This is a genomic window from Lacisediminihabitans sp. FW035 (genome assembly GCF_054880895.1).
This window is the reverse complement of sequence record NZ_CM142187.1, coordinates 2,616,786-2,633,483: the sequence shown is the minus strand read 5'-3', so window position 1 is coordinate 2,633,483 and position 16,698 is coordinate 2,616,786. Positions and strand designations below refer to the sequence as shown.

The window sequence follows — 16,698 nt, the reverse complement described above, 5'->3', positions numbered from 1 at the left end:
GGCGGCACGACGTCGGTCGACGCTCGCACCACACAGCCCGAGGGAGTGCTCCACGGGGGCGCATCGGTCGCCTTCGCGGAAACGCTCACCTCGTTCGCGGGATTTCTCGCCGTGGACCGTGCGCGCTTCCACGTCGTCGGTATGGAGATCAACGCCAACCATCTCCGGCCGGTCGCCGGGGGTTGGGTGGCGGGGATCGCTCGCCCCATCCATCTCGGCGGACGAGTTCACGTCTGGGAGGTACGAATTGTCGACGAGCAGGAGCGGATCGTCTGCATCTCGCGGTGCACCCTCGCCGTGATCGAGAAACCCAGCGCCTACACCACGCCGGAATCTCGACCGTGAGCCTCAGCGCGGGAGGTGGCCCGTCACGCGGTCGAGGAAGAACTCCGGGTCGAAGTCGGGGAAGATCGCGGCCTGCAGGATGAAGCCCTGACTCGCGGCGAGGAACAGGGGTGTCTGCTCGCGCGCGACCGCATCGGCGGCCAGCGGGTCGAGTCCGTGCTCTCGCTGCTGCCAGAGGGAGATGTAGGAGCTGTAGGCCGAGATGAGCCGGTCGAAGACGCCGGACGCGAGGGCGCGGAGTTGTGGATCCGTGACCGCTTCGCCCCAGAGTTGCACGAGAATCGCCGGGGAGCCCACCTCGCCGAGCATGCCCCTCAGCAACACGCCCACAAGTTCGCCGGGAGGCGGCATGGGGGAGGACTCGGCGAGCCTCGAGATGTCCTGCACGCGCCCACCGATCACCCGGCTGGCCACGTCGAAGACGATGTCCGACTTGCTCGAGAAGGTGCCGTAGATGGCGCCAGCCGACATCCCGGACTCGGCGATGATGTCCGCCATGGATGTCGCCTGAAATCCCCGGCGGCTGAACGCCCGGAGCGCGGCCGCGGCGATCTCGGCGCGCTTCGCCGTGCGGTACTCCTCGGTTACTTTGGGCATGCCTCAGCATAAAAAAGAATGTTCGTTCTTGACAAGCGGACACGCCGCTGGGAATATCAAAGAACGAACATTCGTTTTGGAAAGGCCGGTCATGACCGTCGTCGAATCGCATTCCCCTGGGTCTCCCCGCACGCCGTGGGCCCGGCTCGTTGCCGTCGGCGTGGCGCTCGCCGCCGGGCTGAGTGTGCTCCTGGTCGCCTTCCTCTGGCCCAACGTCACCGCGTCGGTGAAGGAGCTGCCGATCGCGCTCGTCGGCCCGTCGGAACAGACGAGCCAGCTCGAGACCGCCTTCGAAGCGAAGTCGCCCGGCTCTTTCACCTTCACCACAGTGACCGACCGCTCCTCCGCCGTGGATCGGATCGAGACCCGCAGGGCGTACGGGGCGATCGTGATTGGGCAGAAGCCCGAGGTGCTCACCGCGTCAGCCGCAAGTCCCGTCGTCGCCCAGTTGCTCAGTGGGCTGGCGCCTTCGCTGCAGACACAGCTCACCGCCGCAGTCGCAGCCCAGGGAATTACCCTTCCCGCCCCGATCACCATTGCCGTGACGGATGTCGTACCCCTCGCCTCGACCGACGCTCGCGGGGCCGCCATGGCGACATCCTCATTCCCCCTGGTCCTCGGCGGGATGATCGGGGGTATCGCCCTCTCGCTGCTCGTCGTGGGAGTCTGGCGCCGCATCACGGCGCTTGTGGTCTACTCCGCGGTCGGCGCACTCGGCATCACCGCAAGTCTGCAGGGCTGGTTCGGCGCCCTGCAGGGGGACTTCGTGGTCAATGCGGGCGCCGTGGCGCTCACCCTCCTTGCCATCGGGGGAGTGATCGTCGGCTTCGCGGCCCTCGTCGGGCCGGCCGGGGTCGCGATCGGCCCGGTGCTGTTCTTGCTTGGCGCCAATCCCATCTCCTCGGCTGCCCAGCCCCTCGAGTTCCTCCTCGCGCCGTGGGGAGTCGTCGGCCAGTGGTTCCCCCCGGGAGCCGCGGCAACCCTCATTCGGGAACTCAGCTACTTCCCGGCCGCGGACGTGACCTTCCCCTGGCTCGTGCTTGCGGGTTGGGCGGTGCTCGGCCTCGTGTTGGCGACGGTCGGCCACTACCGCGACCGTGGGGCGGCACTCGAGTCGTCAGTCGAAGAAGCTCTCGTTCCGCCAAGAGAGTCCGTTGCCGCCTAGCTGTGCTGGCTGGGGACGAAGCTCCCGGTGCATCGACGAGCGTCAGTGCACGCCTTCTCCCCCTGTGCGCCTAGCGAGTTTCGAACAGCTCGACCTTGTTCGCTTCCGCCCAGGCCTGCGCAGCGCGGGCGACATCAGCTTTGACCCCTGGTGGGATCTTGGAAGCGGGTACGGTCTCGGAGGCCATTACCTTCCATATTTCCGGGTCCGTGTCGGGGAGTCTGACCAGAAACGCGAGGGGCTTCCTCAGCGCGGTCGATTGCCGATTGAGGAAGCCTTGAAACGCAGCGTCGTCGCTCACCAGCCCGGCGAGCTCCGGATGCTGCCCATGGTTGGGCGTGTCGGACCCAGTAAGGAAGGTGCTCCGCGCGAACTGGCTAGCCTCATCCACCACATACTGACGCACGCAGTCCGGAAGGCTCGTCTCGGGATCGACGATCATGTAGCTACCGTCGAAAAGCTTCACGGCAGACTTGTTCGTGCTGGTATAGGCGAGCAATTCGGAGGTGATTTCATCGACCGTGTCACCCGCGTGAAGGTCGTCTGGGTTGGGAAGCGCGGCCCTCGGGCTGGGTGAAATCGTCGGGGCAGTCTGGTGGTCGCCCGCCGGTGTGCACCCGGCCAAGAACATTACGAGCACCATCATCGTGGCCACCGGCACCGGCGTGAATCTCACTGGGCACCTTCCTGGTAACGAGACACTGGCCTTCGATCGTTGCGTAGGTGTCTGTTCAGACATTAGTTGATGAAATATCAAATTGCAACCATCGTCTTCGCTGGGCAGGGTTCACGGAGACATCCAAACCTTGACGAGCCATCCGCACGGATGATTGCCTGTAAGTCGCACCGGACTATCTCGCCAAGGGGGGTCGATGACTACGCCAGGCAGGAGCCGTCGCGACGAACTCGCGCAGCGAATCCGCGACGCCCTGACCGCGCGCGCCGATGTGCGCGAGGTGAACATGTTCGGCGGCCTGTCGTTCATGATCGACGGGCGGATGGCCGTCGCCGCCGGTCGCGACGGTGACCTCCTCGTGCGCACCGACCCCGCGAGACGCGACGAGCTCCTGCGACACGGGGGCGAACCGGCCACCATGGGCCTCGATCGACCGATGGGGGAGGGCTGGCTCACCGTGCCGTCCACCCGTATCCCCGGCGAGGCGGATCTCGCGTTCTGGGTGGCCGTCGGGCTCGAATCCGGTCACCAGCCCATCTGATTGGATGGCCCCATGACTGCTGATCGCGCGATGACCTCCCCACCGAAGCTCTCGCCCGGCGATCGGGTAGCGATCCTGTCGCCCTCCTTCGCCGCCCCGGGGTTCGCACCGGCGGTCCACGAACAAGCGATGCGTCGTCTCGTCAGCGCGACCGGGCTGGTGCCGGTGGAGTTCCCGACAACCCGCCGGCTCGGTGCGACTCCGGAGGATCGCGCGGCCGACATCACCGCCGCGTTTGCCGACCCGAGCATCCGGGCGATTTTGGCGAGTGTCGGCGGCGACGACCAAATCACCGTCATCCCTCACCTTGACGAAGACATTGCCAGGGCCAATCCGAAGATCTTCCTGGGCTACAGCGACAACACCCACCTCCTGAACTGGCTGTGGTCCCTCGGCATAACCGGCTATTACGGCGGGTCGACCCAGATCCACCTCGGGCCGGGTCCCGGGATCGATGACATCCACCGCTCGTCGCTGACCGCCGCCCTGCTCACCGGGGATGAACTGGAGATCACGGACCCCGGCGAATCCGAGGATTTCGGACCCGATTGGCTGTCGCCCGCGGCGCTGACCGAATTCGGCGCAAGGGAGGCAACAGAACCGTGGACCTGGTCTGGGCCGGCACGACAGGTCACCGGTCGCACCTGGGGCGGCTGCATCGAGATCATCGACCAGTTGGCGATGGCCGACCGGTTGCCCGCACTGGACGAACTCGAGGGCACAATCCTGCTGCTGGAATCCAGCGAAGAAGTGCCACCGACTGAGTGGGTGATGAGGTGGGTCCGGTCCCTCGGCGAGCGCGGAGTTCTCGCCGCGGTGGACGGTGTCCTCGTCGCGAGGCCTCCCGTAAGCAATCACGGTGACGTGCCGGTGCCCTCGGCGGAGGAGCGCGCTCGACTCCGCACCGCCCAACGCGATGCCGTGATCGGCGAGATCACCCGCTACAACCCCCAAGCGGTGGTGAGCGTCGGAGTGCCCTTCGGCCACACGCGACCGCAATGGATCGTGCCGTATGGGGGACGGGTGCGGCTCGACGGCCGGACCCGCACGATCACGGCGGACTACAGCTGAGCCAGGCACCTCGTCGAGTTGCCGCCTACCGGGCGCGCTGCTCTGCCGCGGTGCTGCCGATGGCAGCCTGGATGGTCCGAATGGTCGACCCGAGGGCGCCCGATGAGAGAAGTCCGGCCCCGAGTGGGCCCGCAGAGTCCTCTCCCACCGGGGGCAACCGCCGAAGCGCCACCCTGACCGGCTCATTCATGTGCTGGAGTTGCCAGGAGATTTCGTCGGAGACGGCCGAAAGGTGGTCCGGGTCGGCCAGCCCGGCAGCTTTCGCGGCGTAAGCTGCGGCCCCGAGCGCGTGCGCGCCCATGTGTGCGACTCCGGAAGCTTGTCCAGCCGACCGAGCGGCGGCCACCGCCGCTGGAGAGCTCACGGAGCCCGCGGCCCGACCGGCAACGAAGCGCCGACGAATTTCACTGGCGGCGTCGAGGTCACCCCGAGCGAACGCCCGCGCGCGAGCGATGGCATCCCGGGGTCGATCGTCGGTCGGAGCCTCGGTCTCGAACAAGACCAGGACTCGCTCAGCGCAATCTGCCGCCCACGAAGCGACGAGTCGGCGGTCAGTTTCGTTCAGCGACTGCGGGGAGAGCATTGGAGCATTCTCGCACCCGTCCCAGTCCAGGTCGGTCTATCGGGGCCGCTAACTGATCGCTCTGAAGGCGCCCTGTCCGCCCTGCCGGATTCTCCCCAGCCAGTCGACGACCAGGGCCGAGCACAGCTCCGCCTGCTCGAAGAGGATGTTGTGACCGGCTGCATCGAGCGTGACGAATGATGCGCGCGGATAGTGGTCGATTCGACTCCACGCGTCGAAGTAGCCGACGACATCATCCTGCCGACCGGTGATGTGAAGGGTCGGCTGAACAAACAATTGCGGGTGCGCGTCTTCGGGTTCCCGGTCGAGTGAATAGTGCTCCGAGATTCGATTCAGGGCCTGGCTGTCGGCGCCGTCGAGTCCCGGCAGAACGAACTGCAGGAACGCCCGCGCGTCGACTGTCGATTCCACCACCGCGTCCTCCCGGTACTGTTCGAGCGCAGATCCGAGGAGCGGCACGATCTGGGGATCCTCTCGGAGCACCGTTCTGGGCGGCACGGTTCGCGCATCGCGTGGAGCGACGAAGACGCTGGCCACGGTGGCGAGCCCGAGAACCTGCGAGCGAAGTTCGTGGGCGATGTAGCGGGCGATCATCCCGCCGAACGAGTTGCCGAGAATGGCGAACGGTTGCGCGCCGACGCGGACATGGACCTCCTCGAGCACCGCCTCTGCGACCTCCTGCGAGCTTCCGATCGCATTCGCCGATGACCGTGTTGCGCCCGGCAAGTCGAGGTAGATCCGCCGCCAGCTCCCCGAGTGCTCGAACGAGTGATCCAGCGGAAGGAGGCTCCTATGATCCATACCGAAGCCGTGGAGGAGCACCACCGGGGTACCAGAACCTATTTCGTGGGCAAACACCCTGTGAGACTACTGGAGGGGTCGCAGCCGCAAGGTCGGATGGCGCTGCACGACGAGAGCGTCACAGCCGACCGTGCTCGGCGGCCGGATAGTTGCTAGGTTTCGCGCATGCATACTGCCGCCCAGCCGTGTCAGGACACCTCGCGGTGGCGCGGCGTCCACCGGTGCCGGCCCATCCCTCAGATTGCGAGTGACTCGTGAACCTGTTCGATGAGGAGGGCCGGAAGACGGGGCCCTGGGAGGAAGCTGATGCCCATGGCGGTACCGTCTCCGGGCACTACCTCGCGGGGGAGCGCACGGGACTGTGGCAGCACCGCTTCGCGGATGGCGCGGTGCGTTCCGAGTTTCACTACGACACCGGGGAGCTGAACGGGGACGCTATCTGGTACCGGCAGACCGGTGGACCACTGCAAAAAGGCGGGTTCCTGAACGGGGAGAAGCACGGCCGCTGGCAGCGGTGGACCGCGACCGGCGCCCCACTGGATGAGGGCACCTTCGACCGAGGCGTCAAGTCCGGTGTGTGGACCTCCTTCGCGCCCGACGGCAGCATCACGAAGACGGTCAACCATCGAACAAGGGGTTGATTGCCGACAGTGTCGACGGGCGTGGCATCGCCGACCCGTCCGCCCTCACAGCCGATCCTGCTCGGCGGCCTCGCTCGGAATGAGCGGGATGGCGGCGGCCGGCAGCAGTGCGACCGCAGCGAACGCGAGCGGATAGCCCACGAGTCCGATCAACGCCCCGACGGCGGGACCAGCGACTGATGCCGCCAGGAATTGCCCGGTGTTCTGGGCGCCGAGCGCACGACCGGCCCAGAATGGTCCGGCCATCTCGGCGACGGAGGTGAAGGCGAGCCCGTTGTCGGCCACGGTGACGGTCATGGCGATCACCAGCACGATGGCGGCGGCACCCCAGCGCGGCTCCCCGACGGAGGCGAGCAGCAGCATCACTACGGATGCCGAGATCGCGACCCAGCGCAGCGGGCGCACGCGACTGCCGACCCGGTCGCTCAGGACCCCCACCCCGATGCGGCCGATCGCCCCGACGAACTGTGCGGCGCCGACCAGGATGCCCGCGGCGAGGGGCGGCCAGCGCAGCTCGGTCACGAGCCACACCAGCCCGAAGATCGAGAGGGTGAACTGGGGGAACACGAGCAGCAGCGAGACAGCGTGGATGCGCCAGAGGAACCCGTTCGACCGGTAGGGGTTGGCGGTGGCCATCCCGGGCACCCTCTCGGCTCGCGGGGGATCGCGGATGCCGATCGCGCAGGCCACGGCGAGCACACTGGTGAGCGCGAGTGGCACGACCAGCGCGGCGCCGATGCCCCCGGAAGTCGCCAGCGTCGGAACGGTGACAGCGGCGATCGTCACGCCGAGCGGCTGGCAGGTCTGGCGGATGCCCATGGCGAGTCCGCGGCGATCCTTGGGGAACCAGCCCACCACGACGCGACCGCTGGCGGCGTTCGCGCTGGCAGCAGCCATCCCGCCGAGCAGGAAGAAGGCGCCGAGGGCCACGTATCCGGGTGCCAGCACGGCTCCGATTGAGGCGATCGCCACCAGCGCCAGCCCTCCCGAGATCACCCACCGCTCGCCGATGCGGTCGGCGAGGGCTCCCCAGGCGATGAGGGTCAACACCATTCCGATGGTGGGGGTCGCGGCGAGCAGGCCCGCCTGCGCGAGGCTGAGTCCGCGCTCGGTATGCAGCAGTGGGATCAAGAACGCCGGCACGCTCACGAATACCGTGCCGGCGGTCTGCGCCGCGACGCCGAGGGTGAGAACCGTCCACGCCCGCCGTGCCCGAGGGAACGGCATGCGGGTGGTCGGGTCGGTACTCATGAGCTTCGAGTGTAGGGACAATCCGCAACCCCACCGTCGCCCCCCGTTCACCCGGCGGCCAACTGGAGTCCGTTTCGCCTTCCTAGTCTCGCAAGAACGTGAGATTCGAAGAGCGGAGAAGCAGATGAGCATCGTCGCAGTCATTCCCGCGAGAGGCGGCTCCAAGGGCATCCCCGGCAAGAACCTGAGACCCGTCGCCGGCATCCCGCTCGTGGTGCGGTCCATCGAGGCCGCCCGGTCCTGTGGTTTGATCGACCGGGTCGTCGTCAGCACGGACGATCCGGCCATCTCGGATGCCGCGCTCGCCGCCGATGCGGAGGTCGTGGATCGTCCGGCCCACCTGTCCGGCGACCGGGCTACCTCGGAGTCGGCGGTGCTCCACGCGCTCGAACACATCGATCCTGCCGCCGAGATCGTGGTCTTCCTTCAGCCCACCTCGCCCTTCATCGACTCCGCCGCGCTCTGCGAGGCCATCGAGCGGGTCCGGAGCGGTGTGGAGGACGTCGTCTTCTCCGCCGTCGAGACCTTCGCCTTCCTCTGGAGACTCGACGGCGAGGGGCGAGCGACCGGAGTCAACCACGACCCCTCCGCGCGCCCGCGGCGACAGGATCGCGAGCCGCACTTCCAGGAGACCGGCGGCTTCTACGTGATGCGCGCCGCCGGCTTCAGCCGGGCGCGGTTCCGGTTCTTCGGCCGGGTCGGCGTCGCCATCGTCGATGAGCGCACGGGCATCGAGATCGACACCCTCGACCAGCTGACCCTCGCCGATGCGATCGCGCCTCTCGTCGATCCTCCGACTTCGAACCATCCGTTCCCCTCCCCACAATTGGAGCACTCATGACAGTCCACATCGGCACCTCAGTTCTCGGCGACGGCGCACCGGTCTACGTGATCGCAGAGATCGGCCTCAACCACAACGGCAGCGTCGACACCGCGATCCAGCTCATCGATGTCGCAGCGGATGCGGGTGCCCAGGCGGTCAAGTTCCAGAAGCGCACTCCCGCGATCTCCACGCCGGAGCACATGAAGAACACTCCGCGCGACACCCCGTGGGGCACGATGACCTATCTCGAATACCGCTACCGGGTCGAGTTCTCGCGCGAGCAGTACGTGGAGATCGGTGACTACGCCACCCTCCGCGGGCTCGACTGGTTCGCCTCTCCGTGGGACGAGCCCTCCGTCGACTTTCTCGAGGACCTCAACGTGGTGGCGCACAAGGTCGCCTCGGCCTCGGTCACCGACATCGGGATGCTCCAGGCCCTCGCCGCGACCGGCAAGCCGATCATCCTCTCGACCGGAATGTCTACCCTCGAGCAGATCGACCGGGCGGTCGAGGTGCTCGGCACCGATCGCCTGGTGATCCTGCACGCGACGTCCACCTACCCGCTTCCCGCGGAAGAGGCGAACCTGCGCACCATCACAACACTGCAGGAGCGCTACGCGGGGGTGCCGATCGGGTACTCCGGCCACGAGCGTGGCCTGCAGATCTCGATCGCGGCGGTGGCGCTCGGCGCCGTCGCCGTCGAGCGTCACATCACCCTCGACCGCACCATGTGGGGATCGGACCATGCCGCCTCGCTGGAGCCGCAGGGCTTCGAGCACCTGGTGCGCGACATCCGGGTGATCGGTGAGGCGATGGGTGACGGCGTGAAGCGCGTCTTCCCGGGCGAGCTCGCCCCCCTGGCGAAACTGCGGCGCGTTCCTGCATGACACTGACCCACGACCTGGCGGACGATGCTGTCGCACCGGAGTCCGATGCGACTCCGGTCGCCACGGTCACCGTCTTGGCGATCGCGGACTCCGACTCTTACGTCAAGTGGGGAGCGGCTCTGCTCGGGCAGGCCCCCGAGCACTGGCAGAGTTCGCTGATCGTTCTCGCGAGCCCGGTACTCCCGAGCGCAGACCAGCTCGCCGCCGCGCTCAGCGGAACGGCGCAGACCATCGAATCGCCGCCCATCCTCGACCTCTCCGCTCTCGCGGTGCGCATCGCCACCCTGAAGCCGGATGTCGTGCTCCTGTCGGTGCGTGGGCCATTGGTGAAGGTGGTGGTGCGCGCCATCGTCGGGGCGTCGGTCGTGCGCCCGGTGATCGTCAGCGGGCTTCCCGGTATCTCGATCCCGGCCACGAAGCGAGCCGTCTCCCATCGCGCGCAGGTCGACTATTTCGTGCTGCACTCGCAGCGGGAGATCCGCGAGTTCGAGCAGCTCGCGACTCGAATGGGCATCGCAATGCCGTTCGGTCTGGCGACGCTGCCGTTCCTGCCGCGGAAGGTGCTGCCGCAGAAGACCCCCGGTCGCAACCAGAACGGCGAGGTCATCTTCGCGACGCAGGCGAAGGTGCCGGCAGAGAAGGCCGACCGCCTCGCCCTGCTGAGCTGGCTCGCGGAGTCGGCTCGGCGGCATCCGTACCTTCGGGTGGTCGTGAAGGTTCGAGCGGCCAGGGGTGAGCAGCAGACCCATGCCGAACGCTACGACTATGCCGACCTCATCCACGAGCTCGAGCCTCCGGCCCCCCACAACCTGGTGGTGGCCGGTGGGGCGATGTCCGACCATCTCGCCGGGGCGGCCGGGCTCGTCACGGTGAGCTCGACGGCGGCGATCGAGGCGATCGCGCTCTCCATCCCCGTGATCGTCATCGAGGACTTCGGGGTGAGCGCCGAACTCATCAACACCGTGTTCGAGGGTAGCGGTCTGCTCGGCAATTGCGGCGACGTAGTGGAGGGAAGATTCCGTCACCCGAGCGCGGCCTGGCTCGACGACAACTACTTCCACGCCCCCGACCGCAACACCTGGATCGAGGGGGTCGGTGCGCTCCTCGTCACGAGAGCGACCGGCGAATTCCCCCTCAAACCACTGAGGCACGGGGCCTTCGGGGGAGTGCTTCGGCGGGCTTGGGATCGCAAACGCGCGCTCGGCCGGTTCGACCGCTCGTGGAGTGGGCTCGTCGCTCTCGCGATCGGCACGCCCGCCCGCTTTGCGGTGATCGCCGTGCGACGGGTGCGCAGCCGACGCGCTCGCGCGCGACTCGCCGTCGTGGAGACCATCGGCGAACAGTGACGGCGATCCTTCAGCCGACCCGACCTGCCGAACCTGCAGTACGCCCGGGGTTCCGTCCGGACATCCAGGGACTGCGCGCGGTGGCCGTCGGCCTCGTCGTGCTCGGCCACGCGGGTGTGCCAGGGCTTGGCGGTGGATTCATCGGGGTCGACGTCTTCTTCGTGATCTCCGGCTTCCTCATCACCGGTCACCTCATTACCGAGCTCGAACGGCACGGCCGCATCCGATTCGGGCGCTTCTACGCCCGGCGTGCCCGGCGCATCCTGCCGGCCGCCCTCACCGTGCTGGTGCTCACCGTGGTCGCAGCCCTCGCTGCAGTGCCCCCGCTCCGGCTTCCCGAGATACTCAAAGACGCGGCGGCGAGTGCGCTGTGGGTGCCGAATGTGCGATTCGCCATCGATAAGACCGACTACCTGGCGGGCAGCGCGCCATCGCCATTCCAGCACTATTGGTCCCTCGGGGTCGAGGAGCAGTTCTACCTGGTCTGGCCCCTGTTGCTACTCGCTCTGTTCGTGCTCACCCGACGCTCGCGGCGGGCGCTCATTGTCGCGATCGCCGGGATCGCCGCGCTGTCTTTCGCAGCCTGCCTCGCCCTCACCCCGCTCGCCCAGCCGGTGGCGTTCTTCTCGTTGCCGACCCGTGCCTGGGAGCTCGCGGTCGGTGCACTCGTCGCCGGGGTGGCATCTCTCGCTCTTCGCCTCTCGCCTCGACTGCGTCTCATCGGCGGTTGGCTCGGCCTCAGCGCGATCGTCATCGGAGCCCTCGCCTACCGTCCCGAGACGACCTACCCCGGTGCCGCGACCCTTGCGCCGGTACTCGGCACGGCGCTGGTGATCGTGTGCGGCTCGGCAGGCGGCAGGGGCGTCGTGCGGGTATTGGGCATCCGCCCCTTCCTATTTCTCGGGCGCATCTCGTACTCCCTCTACCTGGCGCACTGGCCGATGCTGGTGATCGTGCATGAGGCCCTCGGGCTCGCGACGCCGCTCCCGGCGTGGCTCGGCATCGCCCTCGTAGTGGCTTCCGTCCCGCTTGCAGCGGTGCTGTACGCGACGGTCGAGGCGCCGCTGCGATTCGGGCCGCGGAGTCCGGTGCGTCGGACCCTGATGCTCGCGTCCGCGATCCCGACGCTGCTCGCTGTGACGTTCCTCGGTGCGGTGCCGGTGGTCGCCGGCCTGCCACTGCACTCGAATCGCTCGGTCGGGCCGACCAGTATCTCTGCGCCCCCGGACGCGACGGACTTTGTGCCCGTTGGCATCGACCCGACGCTCGCAGGGGCCGCGGGTGACACCGGCGAGCTCTCGAAGAACGGATGCCAGCAGTCCAAGAGCGGAGAGGCCGTGCTGCGCTGCGCGTTCGGGGAGCCCAGCTCGGACTTCGTCATGGTGCTGTTCGGCGACTCTCACGCCGGTCGATGGTTCCCGGCTCTCGATGCGGTCGCGCAGGCCCGCGGTGTCCGCCTCGAGACCTTCACCAAATCGGGGTGCCGGTCGGAGGAGACGGACGCGCTGTGGGATGCGTCGGAGAACCCCTCCTGTGCCGGTTGGCGTGCTGCAGTGGTGAAGAGGCTCGTCGCCGAGAAGCCCGATGTCATTGTGGTGACAAATCATCTCGGTCCGTCTTCGGGAACCAACGACGGGGCGGTGCACTCCGACTGGGAGCGCGCGGCCGCGAGCCTGCGCGACCGGCTGCCTGCCGCATCCCGTGTCGTGACCATCGCCGACACTCCCCAGTTCGCGGCCTCCCCGGTGGACTGCCTCTCGGCACACCTCTCCGATGCCTCGAAGTGCTCGGCCGCGCGAGACTCGGTCTTCAACGAGGCCATCTCGTCTGCCCAGAGCGATGTGGCCCGACGGGCGGGTGGGGGGTTCGTCGACCTCTCCGACTACTTCTGCGGACCCGCCAGCTGCCCGCCGATCATCGGGTCGACGCTGGTGTACTCCGACGAGCACCACATGACGGCCACCTTCAGCCGCCAACTCGCCCCGGCACTGGATGCCGCGCTCGCACCGTACCTGCCGGGCTCCTGACCGAGTCGCCCTCCTGACCTATTGGGGGCCGACCACTCCGCGCGCGCACCACGCCAGGGCAGAGACCTCGAAGGGTGCCGCCGGAAGGGACTCGGCACAGTGCGCCCGCAGCGCTTCGCGAGCGTCGTCGGTCAGCCCGTTGACATACGCGCCCGCCGGGCCGACCCCCAGGGTGTAGGGCTGCCACCAGTCGTCGAAGGTCGCGAACCGCCGGGAGACAGTGAGGGATGACGACTCGATCCGCCCGAGTCCGGCGGCGGCGAAGATCTCCGCGAGGTGCCCGTCCCGGGTTCCAGGGAGAGTCGCTTCGCCCGGCGCATCCGGGTCGAGATCGTGCACGGCGCTCCAGAACACGGATAGCGGCCCACGATCGCCGGCGTGGTCCCATACGCACGCCGTGACGAGGCCGCCGGTGCGGGTGACGCGGGCCATCTCGCGGATGCCCCGGACGGCATCCGTCATGAAATGCACGACCAGCTGGGCGAGCGCCACGTCGAACGCGGCGTCGGCGAACGGCAGCTCTTCCGCAGTGGCGAGGCGCACATCGACCCCCGGAATGCGCTGCCTGGTAGCTTCCACGAAAGAGGCGGAGGGGTCTACGGCCGCCACCGCGCCGGTGCCAAGTCGACCGGCAAGCACCTCGGTGAGAGCACCGGTGCCGCACCCCACGTCCAGGGCGCGCTGGTCGGCATCAACCTCCGACCAGTCGACGAAGAGGCCTGCGAGGGGTTCGGAGTACTGGCCCATGAATCGGCCATAGGCCGAGGCGGAGACATCGAAGCTCATGAGGGAACGGTACTCGCGCAGAGTGCCTGGGGATACGGGCCCTGTGGATAACCTCGGCGCGGCTGCACTCGGGCGATCCATGATGTGGGGATGCCCACCGCCGTCGCCCTGATCACCGAGCTGGTGCGCGAGCGGGTGAGGCGCGACGGAGTCGACCTCGGGGGTGATCACGCGCAGGGCGCGCTCGTCGACCGGTACGTGCGCGAAGAGGTGCGACGGTACAGCGAGCGCGCGCTCGGCGGCTCCGTGCCGATGCTGCTCGACGAGCACCAGGCCGCCCGCGAGATCGTGGCCTCGATCACCGGCTTCGGAGCGCTGCAGCCGTTCTTCGACGATCCGGACATCGAGGAGATCTGGATCAACGGCCCCTCGAAGGTCTTCATCGCCCGCAACGGGGTGCCGGAGCTCACCAGCGTGCTGCTCTCCGACACCGAGGTGCGGGACCTCGTGGAGCGGATGCTGCAGTCCACCGGCCGGCGGGTGGACCTCTCCTCACCCTTCGTCGACGCCTCGCTGCCCGACGGATCGCGGCTGCACGTCGTGATCCCCGACGTGACCCAGCGGCACTGGGCCGTCAACATCCGCAAGTTCACCAAGCGTATCCGCGACCTGCAGCGTCTCGTCGCCCTCGGTTCGCTCAGCCACCAGGCGGCGGAATTCCTGCGCATGTGCGTGCTCTCTGGCCAGAACATTTTGGTCTCCGGTGCGACCCAGAGCGGCAAGACCACGCTCCTGAACGCGCTCCTCTCGGGCGCGCGCACCGGCGAGCGAATCGTCACCGTCGAGGAGACATTCGAACTCGACCTCGCGGCACGGGATGTCGTCGGCATGCAGTGCCGCCAGCCGAGCCTCGAGGGCACGGGCGAGATCACCCTGCGACGGCTCATCAAAGAGGCGTTGCGGATGCGCCCCGACCGGCTCGTGGTGGGTGAGGTGCGCGAAGCCGAGTCCCTCGACCTGCTCATCGCGCTCAACAGCGGGCTGCCCGGCATGTGCTCGATCCACGCCAACAGCGCGCGGGACGCCCTCTCCAAGCTCTGCACGTTGCCCCTGCTGGCCGGGCGAAACATCGACTCCTCCTTCGTGGTGCCGACGGTCGCGGCATCCGTCGACATCGTGGTTCACTGCGAACTCGCCCGCAATGGCCAGCGACGGATCACCGAAATCCTCGCGCCGAGCGGCTTCGTCACCGGTGGCACGATCGTGGAGGCCAGCCTCATCTTCGGCCAGCAGCGCGGGGTACTCACCGCCACCGGAAGCTATCCGACCCGCACCGGCAAGTTCGAGGCCGGCGGCTTCGACCTCGCGTCGATTCTGGCGGGGGTGGCCGCGTGACGCTCACGGTGGTTCTCGGTCTGCTCCTCGGGCTCGGTCTGGTGCTGGTCGTGTCGCCTTTCGCCTGGCCGAACTCGAGGGCGGCCCGCGCGTCCTCGGTCGGCAGGATCGGCCTCCTTCGCCAACGGCTCGCTCAAGCGGGCTTGCATTCCGTGTCTCTCACGGCCCTCGCCGCGGTCTCACTGATCGGCGGCCTCGCCGTGGCGGCACTCACCTTCGCTCTCGTGCCGGTGGTGGTGATCGCCCTCGTCGCGGGGTGCGCGGCACTCGCGCTGCCCCTGGCGATCGTGCAGTGGCGGGCACAGTCACGGCGCCGAGCCGCCCGGGTGCTCTGGCCCGACATCGTCGATCACCTGGTCTCCGCGGTGCGCTCGGGGCTCGCGCTCCCCGACAGCGTCGTCACGCTCGCCCACACCGGGCCGGCACCGACAAGGGACGCCTTCGCGCAATTCGAACAGGACTACAGGGCCACCGGCAATTTCGGCATCTCGGTCGATTCCCTCAAGACTCGACTGGCCGATCCGGTGGCCGATCGCATCCTCGAGACTCTGCGGATGTCCCGGGAGGTCGGGGGAAGCGAGCTCACGACGGTTCTGCGCAACCTGGCGTCGTATCTGCGGCAGGAGGCGGCCATCCGCTCGGAGGTGGAGGCGCGGCAATCGTGGGTGATGAACGCCGCCCGCCTCGGGGTGGCCGCACCCTGGATCATCCTGTTGCTGCTGGCGACCCGGCCAGAGGCGGCCGCGGCCTACAACACCTCCGGGGGCGTGCTGATCATCGTCGGCGGACTCCTGGTCACCGCCATCGCCTACCGCCTCATGCTCGCGCTCGGCCGTATTCCCGAGGAGCGCCGATGGTTCGCCTAGACGCCCTCAGCGGGTGGGGAGTGCTCTGTGGCCTCGCGCTCGGCCTCGGACTCTGGTCGCTCGCGAGCCTCGTGCCGCGGTTGAGTCGGCCGCGCCTCGCCACCCGGGTCGCGCCCTACGTGGTCGACGTCTCCGCCGGCGCCCGCGAGTTGCTCGCCCGCCGCACCGTCGATCCGCTTCCCGTGGTCGGAGCCCTCTTCGGGCCGGCCTTCGAACGTCTGCGGTCGCTGCTCGGCTCGGCACTCGGGGGAGGGGCGACCATCGAGCTGCGCCTGAGGCAGTCATCCTCACCGCTCACGGTGGAGTCGTTCCGCTCCCGCCAGCTGGCGTGGGGGATCGGGGCCGCGCTGGTCGGACTGGTCGTGCCCCTGGCCATCGCCCGTGTACGACCGATCGCGCCGGCCGTGATCGGTGCGATCGTGGTGGTCGCGGCGGCGCTCGGCATCGTTCTCTGTGACCGGATGCTGCAGCGGGCCGCGCTGAAGAGGCTCGCCCGCATCACCAGCGAACTGCCGACCGTACTGGAGTTCCTCACTCTGAGCCTCTCGGCGGGGGAGGGAATCCTCGATGCCCTCCGCCGGGTCGGCCGGGTGAGTCACGGGGAGCTCGCCGCAGAACTGTCCGGTGTCGTGACGGAGGTGAACACCGGCGTGCCGCTCGCCGAATCGCTGAACGCCCTCGCTGCGGGCATCCGCCTTCCCGCCTTCACCCGCTGCGTCGAGCAGGTGACCGGAGCCCTCGAGCGGGGAACGCCGCTGGCCGAGGTATTGCGCGCCCAAGCCCAGGATGCCCGGGACGACGCGAAGCGCGAACTCCTCGAGGTCGCCGGCAAGAAAGAGGTGGCGATGCTCGTACCGCTGGTATTCCTGATTCTGCCCGTGACCATTATTTTCGCAATCTACCCCGGGATCTTCGTCTTGCAGTTCGGACTCTGACCACTACCCACCCCCTGAAAGG

The 16,698-nt window shown here is 68.2% G+C and carries 18 protein-coding genes; 12 read left to right on the top strand and 6 right to left on the bottom strand.

Going from position 1 to position 16,698, the window contains the following annotated elements:
- Window positions 1–45 precede the first annotated feature (45 nt).
- Window positions 46–345 carry a hotdog fold thioesterase gene (locus ACVXZ4_RS12585; RefSeq protein ID WP_461795180.1) on the top strand — a complete coding sequence of 100 codons (300 nt, stop codon included), beginning with the start codon at window positions 46–48 and terminating at the stop codon, window positions 343–345.
- Between the two features lie 3 nt (window positions 346–348).
- Here ACVXZ4_RS12585 and ACVXZ4_RS12580 read toward each other — a convergent pair whose 3' ends face one another.
- Entirely contained in the window at window positions 349–942 is a 594-nt protein-coding gene (locus tag ACVXZ4_RS12580; protein WP_461795179.1) for a TetR/AcrR family transcriptional regulator, read from the bottom strand.
- 91 nt (window positions 943–1,033) lie between these two features.
- On the opposite strand from ACVXZ4_RS12580, the gene ACVXZ4_RS12575 reads away from it, so the two are divergent.
- The gene (locus ACVXZ4_RS12575; protein WP_461795178.1) at window positions 1,034–2,107 is read left to right on the top strand and encodes an ABC transporter permease; all 1,074 of its coding nucleotides are present in this window, start codon (window positions 1,034–1,036) and stop codon (window positions 2,105–2,107) included.
- A 70-nt stretch (window positions 2,108–2,177) separates the two neighbouring features.
- On the opposite strand, the gene ACVXZ4_RS12570 is transcribed toward ACVXZ4_RS12575, so the two are convergent.
- On the bottom strand, window positions 2,178–2,783 hold the full coding sequence (locus tag ACVXZ4_RS12570) for a hypothetical protein (RefSeq protein WP_461795177.1): 606 nt from the start codon (window positions 2,781–2,783) through the stop codon (window positions 2,178–2,180).
- A gap of 196 nt (window positions 2,784–2,979) precedes the next feature.
- Between ACVXZ4_RS12570 and ACVXZ4_RS12565 the strand changes: the two genes are divergently transcribed.
- Window positions 2,980–3,324: a TfoX/Sxy family protein gene (locus tag ACVXZ4_RS12565; RefSeq protein WP_461795176.1), complete on the top strand. Its 345-nt coding sequence runs from the start codon at window positions 2,980–2,982 to the stop codon at window positions 3,322–3,324.
- A 12-nt stretch (window positions 3,325–3,336) separates the two neighbouring features.
- Window positions 3,337–4,395, top strand: a complete 1,059-nt coding sequence (locus ACVXZ4_RS12560) for a S66 family peptidase (protein ID WP_461795175.1) — start codon at window positions 3,337–3,339, stop codon at window positions 4,393–4,395.
- 25 nt (window positions 4,396–4,420) lie between these two features.
- Here ACVXZ4_RS12560 and ACVXZ4_RS12555 read toward each other — a convergent pair whose 3' ends face one another.
- Together ACVXZ4_RS12555 and ACVXZ4_RS12550 are read right to left on the bottom strand one after the other, a co-directional pair.
- Entirely contained in the window at window positions 4,421–4,978 is a 558-nt protein-coding gene (locus ACVXZ4_RS12555) for a putative immunity protein (RefSeq protein WP_461795174.1), read from the bottom strand.
- Window positions 4,979–5,026: 48 nt separating this feature from the next.
- The gene (locus ACVXZ4_RS12550) at window positions 5,027–5,836 is read right to left on the bottom strand and encodes an alpha/beta fold hydrolase (RefSeq protein WP_461795173.1); all 810 of its coding nucleotides are present in this window, start codon (window positions 5,834–5,836) and stop codon (window positions 5,027–5,029) included.
- 197 nt (window positions 5,837–6,033) lie between these two features.
- Between ACVXZ4_RS12550 and ACVXZ4_RS12545 the strand changes: the two genes are divergently transcribed.
- Window positions 6,034–6,420 (top strand): toxin-antitoxin system YwqK family antitoxin, encoded by a 387-nt coding sequence (locus tag ACVXZ4_RS12545; RefSeq protein ID WP_461795172.1) that lies wholly within the window; start codon window positions 6,034–6,036, stop codon window positions 6,418–6,420.
- Window positions 6,421–6,465: 45 nt separating this feature from the next.
- Here ACVXZ4_RS12545 and ACVXZ4_RS12540 read toward each other — a convergent pair whose 3' ends face one another.
- Entirely contained in the window at window positions 6,466–7,671 is a 1,206-nt protein-coding gene (locus tag ACVXZ4_RS12540; protein ID WP_461795171.1) for an MFS transporter, read from the bottom strand.
- Window positions 7,672–7,795: 124 nt separating this feature from the next.
- Between ACVXZ4_RS12540 and ACVXZ4_RS12535 the strand changes: the two genes are divergently transcribed.
- From ACVXZ4_RS12535 to ACVXZ4_RS12520, 4 genes are read left to right on the top strand one after another with little or no spacing between them, the layout of a single operon-like run.
- Window positions 7,796–8,512 carry an acylneuraminate cytidylyltransferase family protein gene (locus tag ACVXZ4_RS12535; protein WP_461795170.1) on the top strand — a complete coding sequence of 239 codons (717 nt, stop codon included), beginning with the start codon at window positions 7,796–7,798 and terminating at the stop codon, window positions 8,510–8,512.
- A complete protein-coding gene (locus tag ACVXZ4_RS12530; RefSeq protein ID WP_461795169.1) occupies window positions 8,509–9,381 on the top strand; it encodes an N-acetylneuraminate synthase family protein in 873 nt (290 codons plus the stop codon). Before ACVXZ4_RS12535 ends, ACVXZ4_RS12530 begins: the two co-directional genes overlap by 4 nt.
- Window positions 9,378–10,727, top strand: coding sequence for a DUF6716 putative glycosyltransferase (locus tag ACVXZ4_RS12525; protein ID WP_461795168.1), 1,350 nt, complete (start codon window positions 9,378–9,380; stop codon window positions 10,725–10,727). Before ACVXZ4_RS12530 ends, ACVXZ4_RS12525 begins: the two co-directional genes overlap by 4 nt.
- On the top strand, window positions 10,724–12,754 hold the full coding sequence (locus ACVXZ4_RS12520; protein WP_461795167.1) for an acyltransferase family protein: 2,031 nt from the start codon (window positions 10,724–10,726) through the stop codon (window positions 12,752–12,754). The genes ACVXZ4_RS12525 and ACVXZ4_RS12520 overlap by 4 nt, the downstream gene beginning before the upstream one ends.
- A gap of 18 nt (window positions 12,755–12,772) precedes the next feature.
- Here ACVXZ4_RS12520 and ACVXZ4_RS12515 read toward each other — a convergent pair whose 3' ends face one another.
- Window positions 12,773–13,540, bottom strand: coding sequence for a class I SAM-dependent methyltransferase (locus ACVXZ4_RS12515; RefSeq protein WP_461795166.1), 768 nt, complete (start codon window positions 13,538–13,540; stop codon window positions 12,773–12,775).
- A 90-nt stretch (window positions 13,541–13,630) separates the two neighbouring features.
- On the opposite strand from ACVXZ4_RS12515, the gene ACVXZ4_RS12510 reads away from it, so the two are divergent.
- Genes ACVXZ4_RS12510 through ACVXZ4_RS12500 form a run of 3 tightly spaced genes read left to right on the top strand, consistent with a single transcriptional unit; the run spans window position 13,631 to window position 16,676 of the window.
- A complete protein-coding gene (locus ACVXZ4_RS12510) occupies window positions 13,631–14,875 on the top strand; it encodes a CpaF family protein (protein WP_461795165.1) in 1,245 nt (414 codons plus the stop codon).
- On the top strand, window positions 14,872–15,741 hold the full coding sequence (locus tag ACVXZ4_RS12505) for a type II secretion system F family protein (protein ID WP_461795164.1): 870 nt from the start codon (window positions 14,872–14,874) through the stop codon (window positions 15,739–15,741). Before ACVXZ4_RS12510 ends, ACVXZ4_RS12505 begins: the two co-directional genes overlap by 4 nt.
- Window positions 15,729–16,676: a type II secretion system F family protein gene (locus ACVXZ4_RS12500; RefSeq protein WP_461795163.1), complete on the top strand. Its 948-nt coding sequence runs from the start codon at window positions 15,729–15,731 to the stop codon at window positions 16,674–16,676. Before ACVXZ4_RS12505 ends, ACVXZ4_RS12500 begins: the two co-directional genes overlap by 13 nt.
- The last annotated feature ends 22 nt before the right edge of the window (window positions 16,677–16,698 follow it).

Bases quoted from the DNA above. Each gene is read 5' to 3' on its own strand.
- ACVXZ4_RS12515 (WP_461795166.1), bottom strand. From the start codon at position 13,540: ATGAGCTTCGATGTCTCCGCCTCGGCCTATGGCCGATTCATGGGCCAG.
- ACVXZ4_RS12560 (WP_461795175.1), top strand. From the start codon at position 3,337: ATGACTGCTGATCGCGCGATGACCTCCCCACCGAAGCTCTCGCCCGGC.
- ACVXZ4_RS12580 (WP_461795179.1), bottom strand. From the start codon at position 942: ATGCCCAAAGTAACCGAGGAGTACCGCACGGCGAAGCGCGCCGAGATC.
- ACVXZ4_RS12500 (WP_461795163.1), top strand. From the start codon at position 15,729: ATGGTTCGCCTAGACGCCCTCAGCGGGTGGGGAGTGCTCTGTGGCCTC.
- ACVXZ4_RS12575 (WP_461795178.1), top strand. From the start codon at position 1,034: ATGACCGTCGTCGAATCGCATTCCCCTGGGTCTCCCCGCACGCCGTGG.
- ACVXZ4_RS12535 (WP_461795170.1), top strand. From the start codon at position 7,796: ATGAGCATCGTCGCAGTCATTCCCGCGAGAGGCGGCTCCAAGGGCATC.
- ACVXZ4_RS12525 (WP_461795168.1), top strand. From the start codon at position 9,378: ATGACACTGACCCACGACCTGGCGGACGATGCTGTCGCACCGGAGTCC.
- ACVXZ4_RS12510 (WP_461795165.1), top strand. From the start codon at position 13,631: ATGCCCACCGCCGTCGCCCTGATCACCGAGCTGGTGCGCGAGCGGGTG.
- ACVXZ4_RS12555 (WP_461795174.1), bottom strand. From the start codon at position 4,978: ATGCTCTCCCCGCAGTCGCTGAACGAAACTGACCGCCGACTCGTCGCT.
- ACVXZ4_RS12540 (WP_461795171.1), bottom strand. From the start codon at position 7,671: ATGAGTACCGACCCGACCACCCGCATGCCGTTCCCTCGGGCACGGCGG.
- ACVXZ4_RS12530 (WP_461795169.1), top strand. From the start codon at position 8,509: ATGACAGTCCACATCGGCACCTCAGTTCTCGGCGACGGCGCACCGGTC.
- ACVXZ4_RS12565 (WP_461795176.1), top strand. From the start codon at position 2,980: ATGACTACGCCAGGCAGGAGCCGTCGCGACGAACTCGCGCAGCGAATC.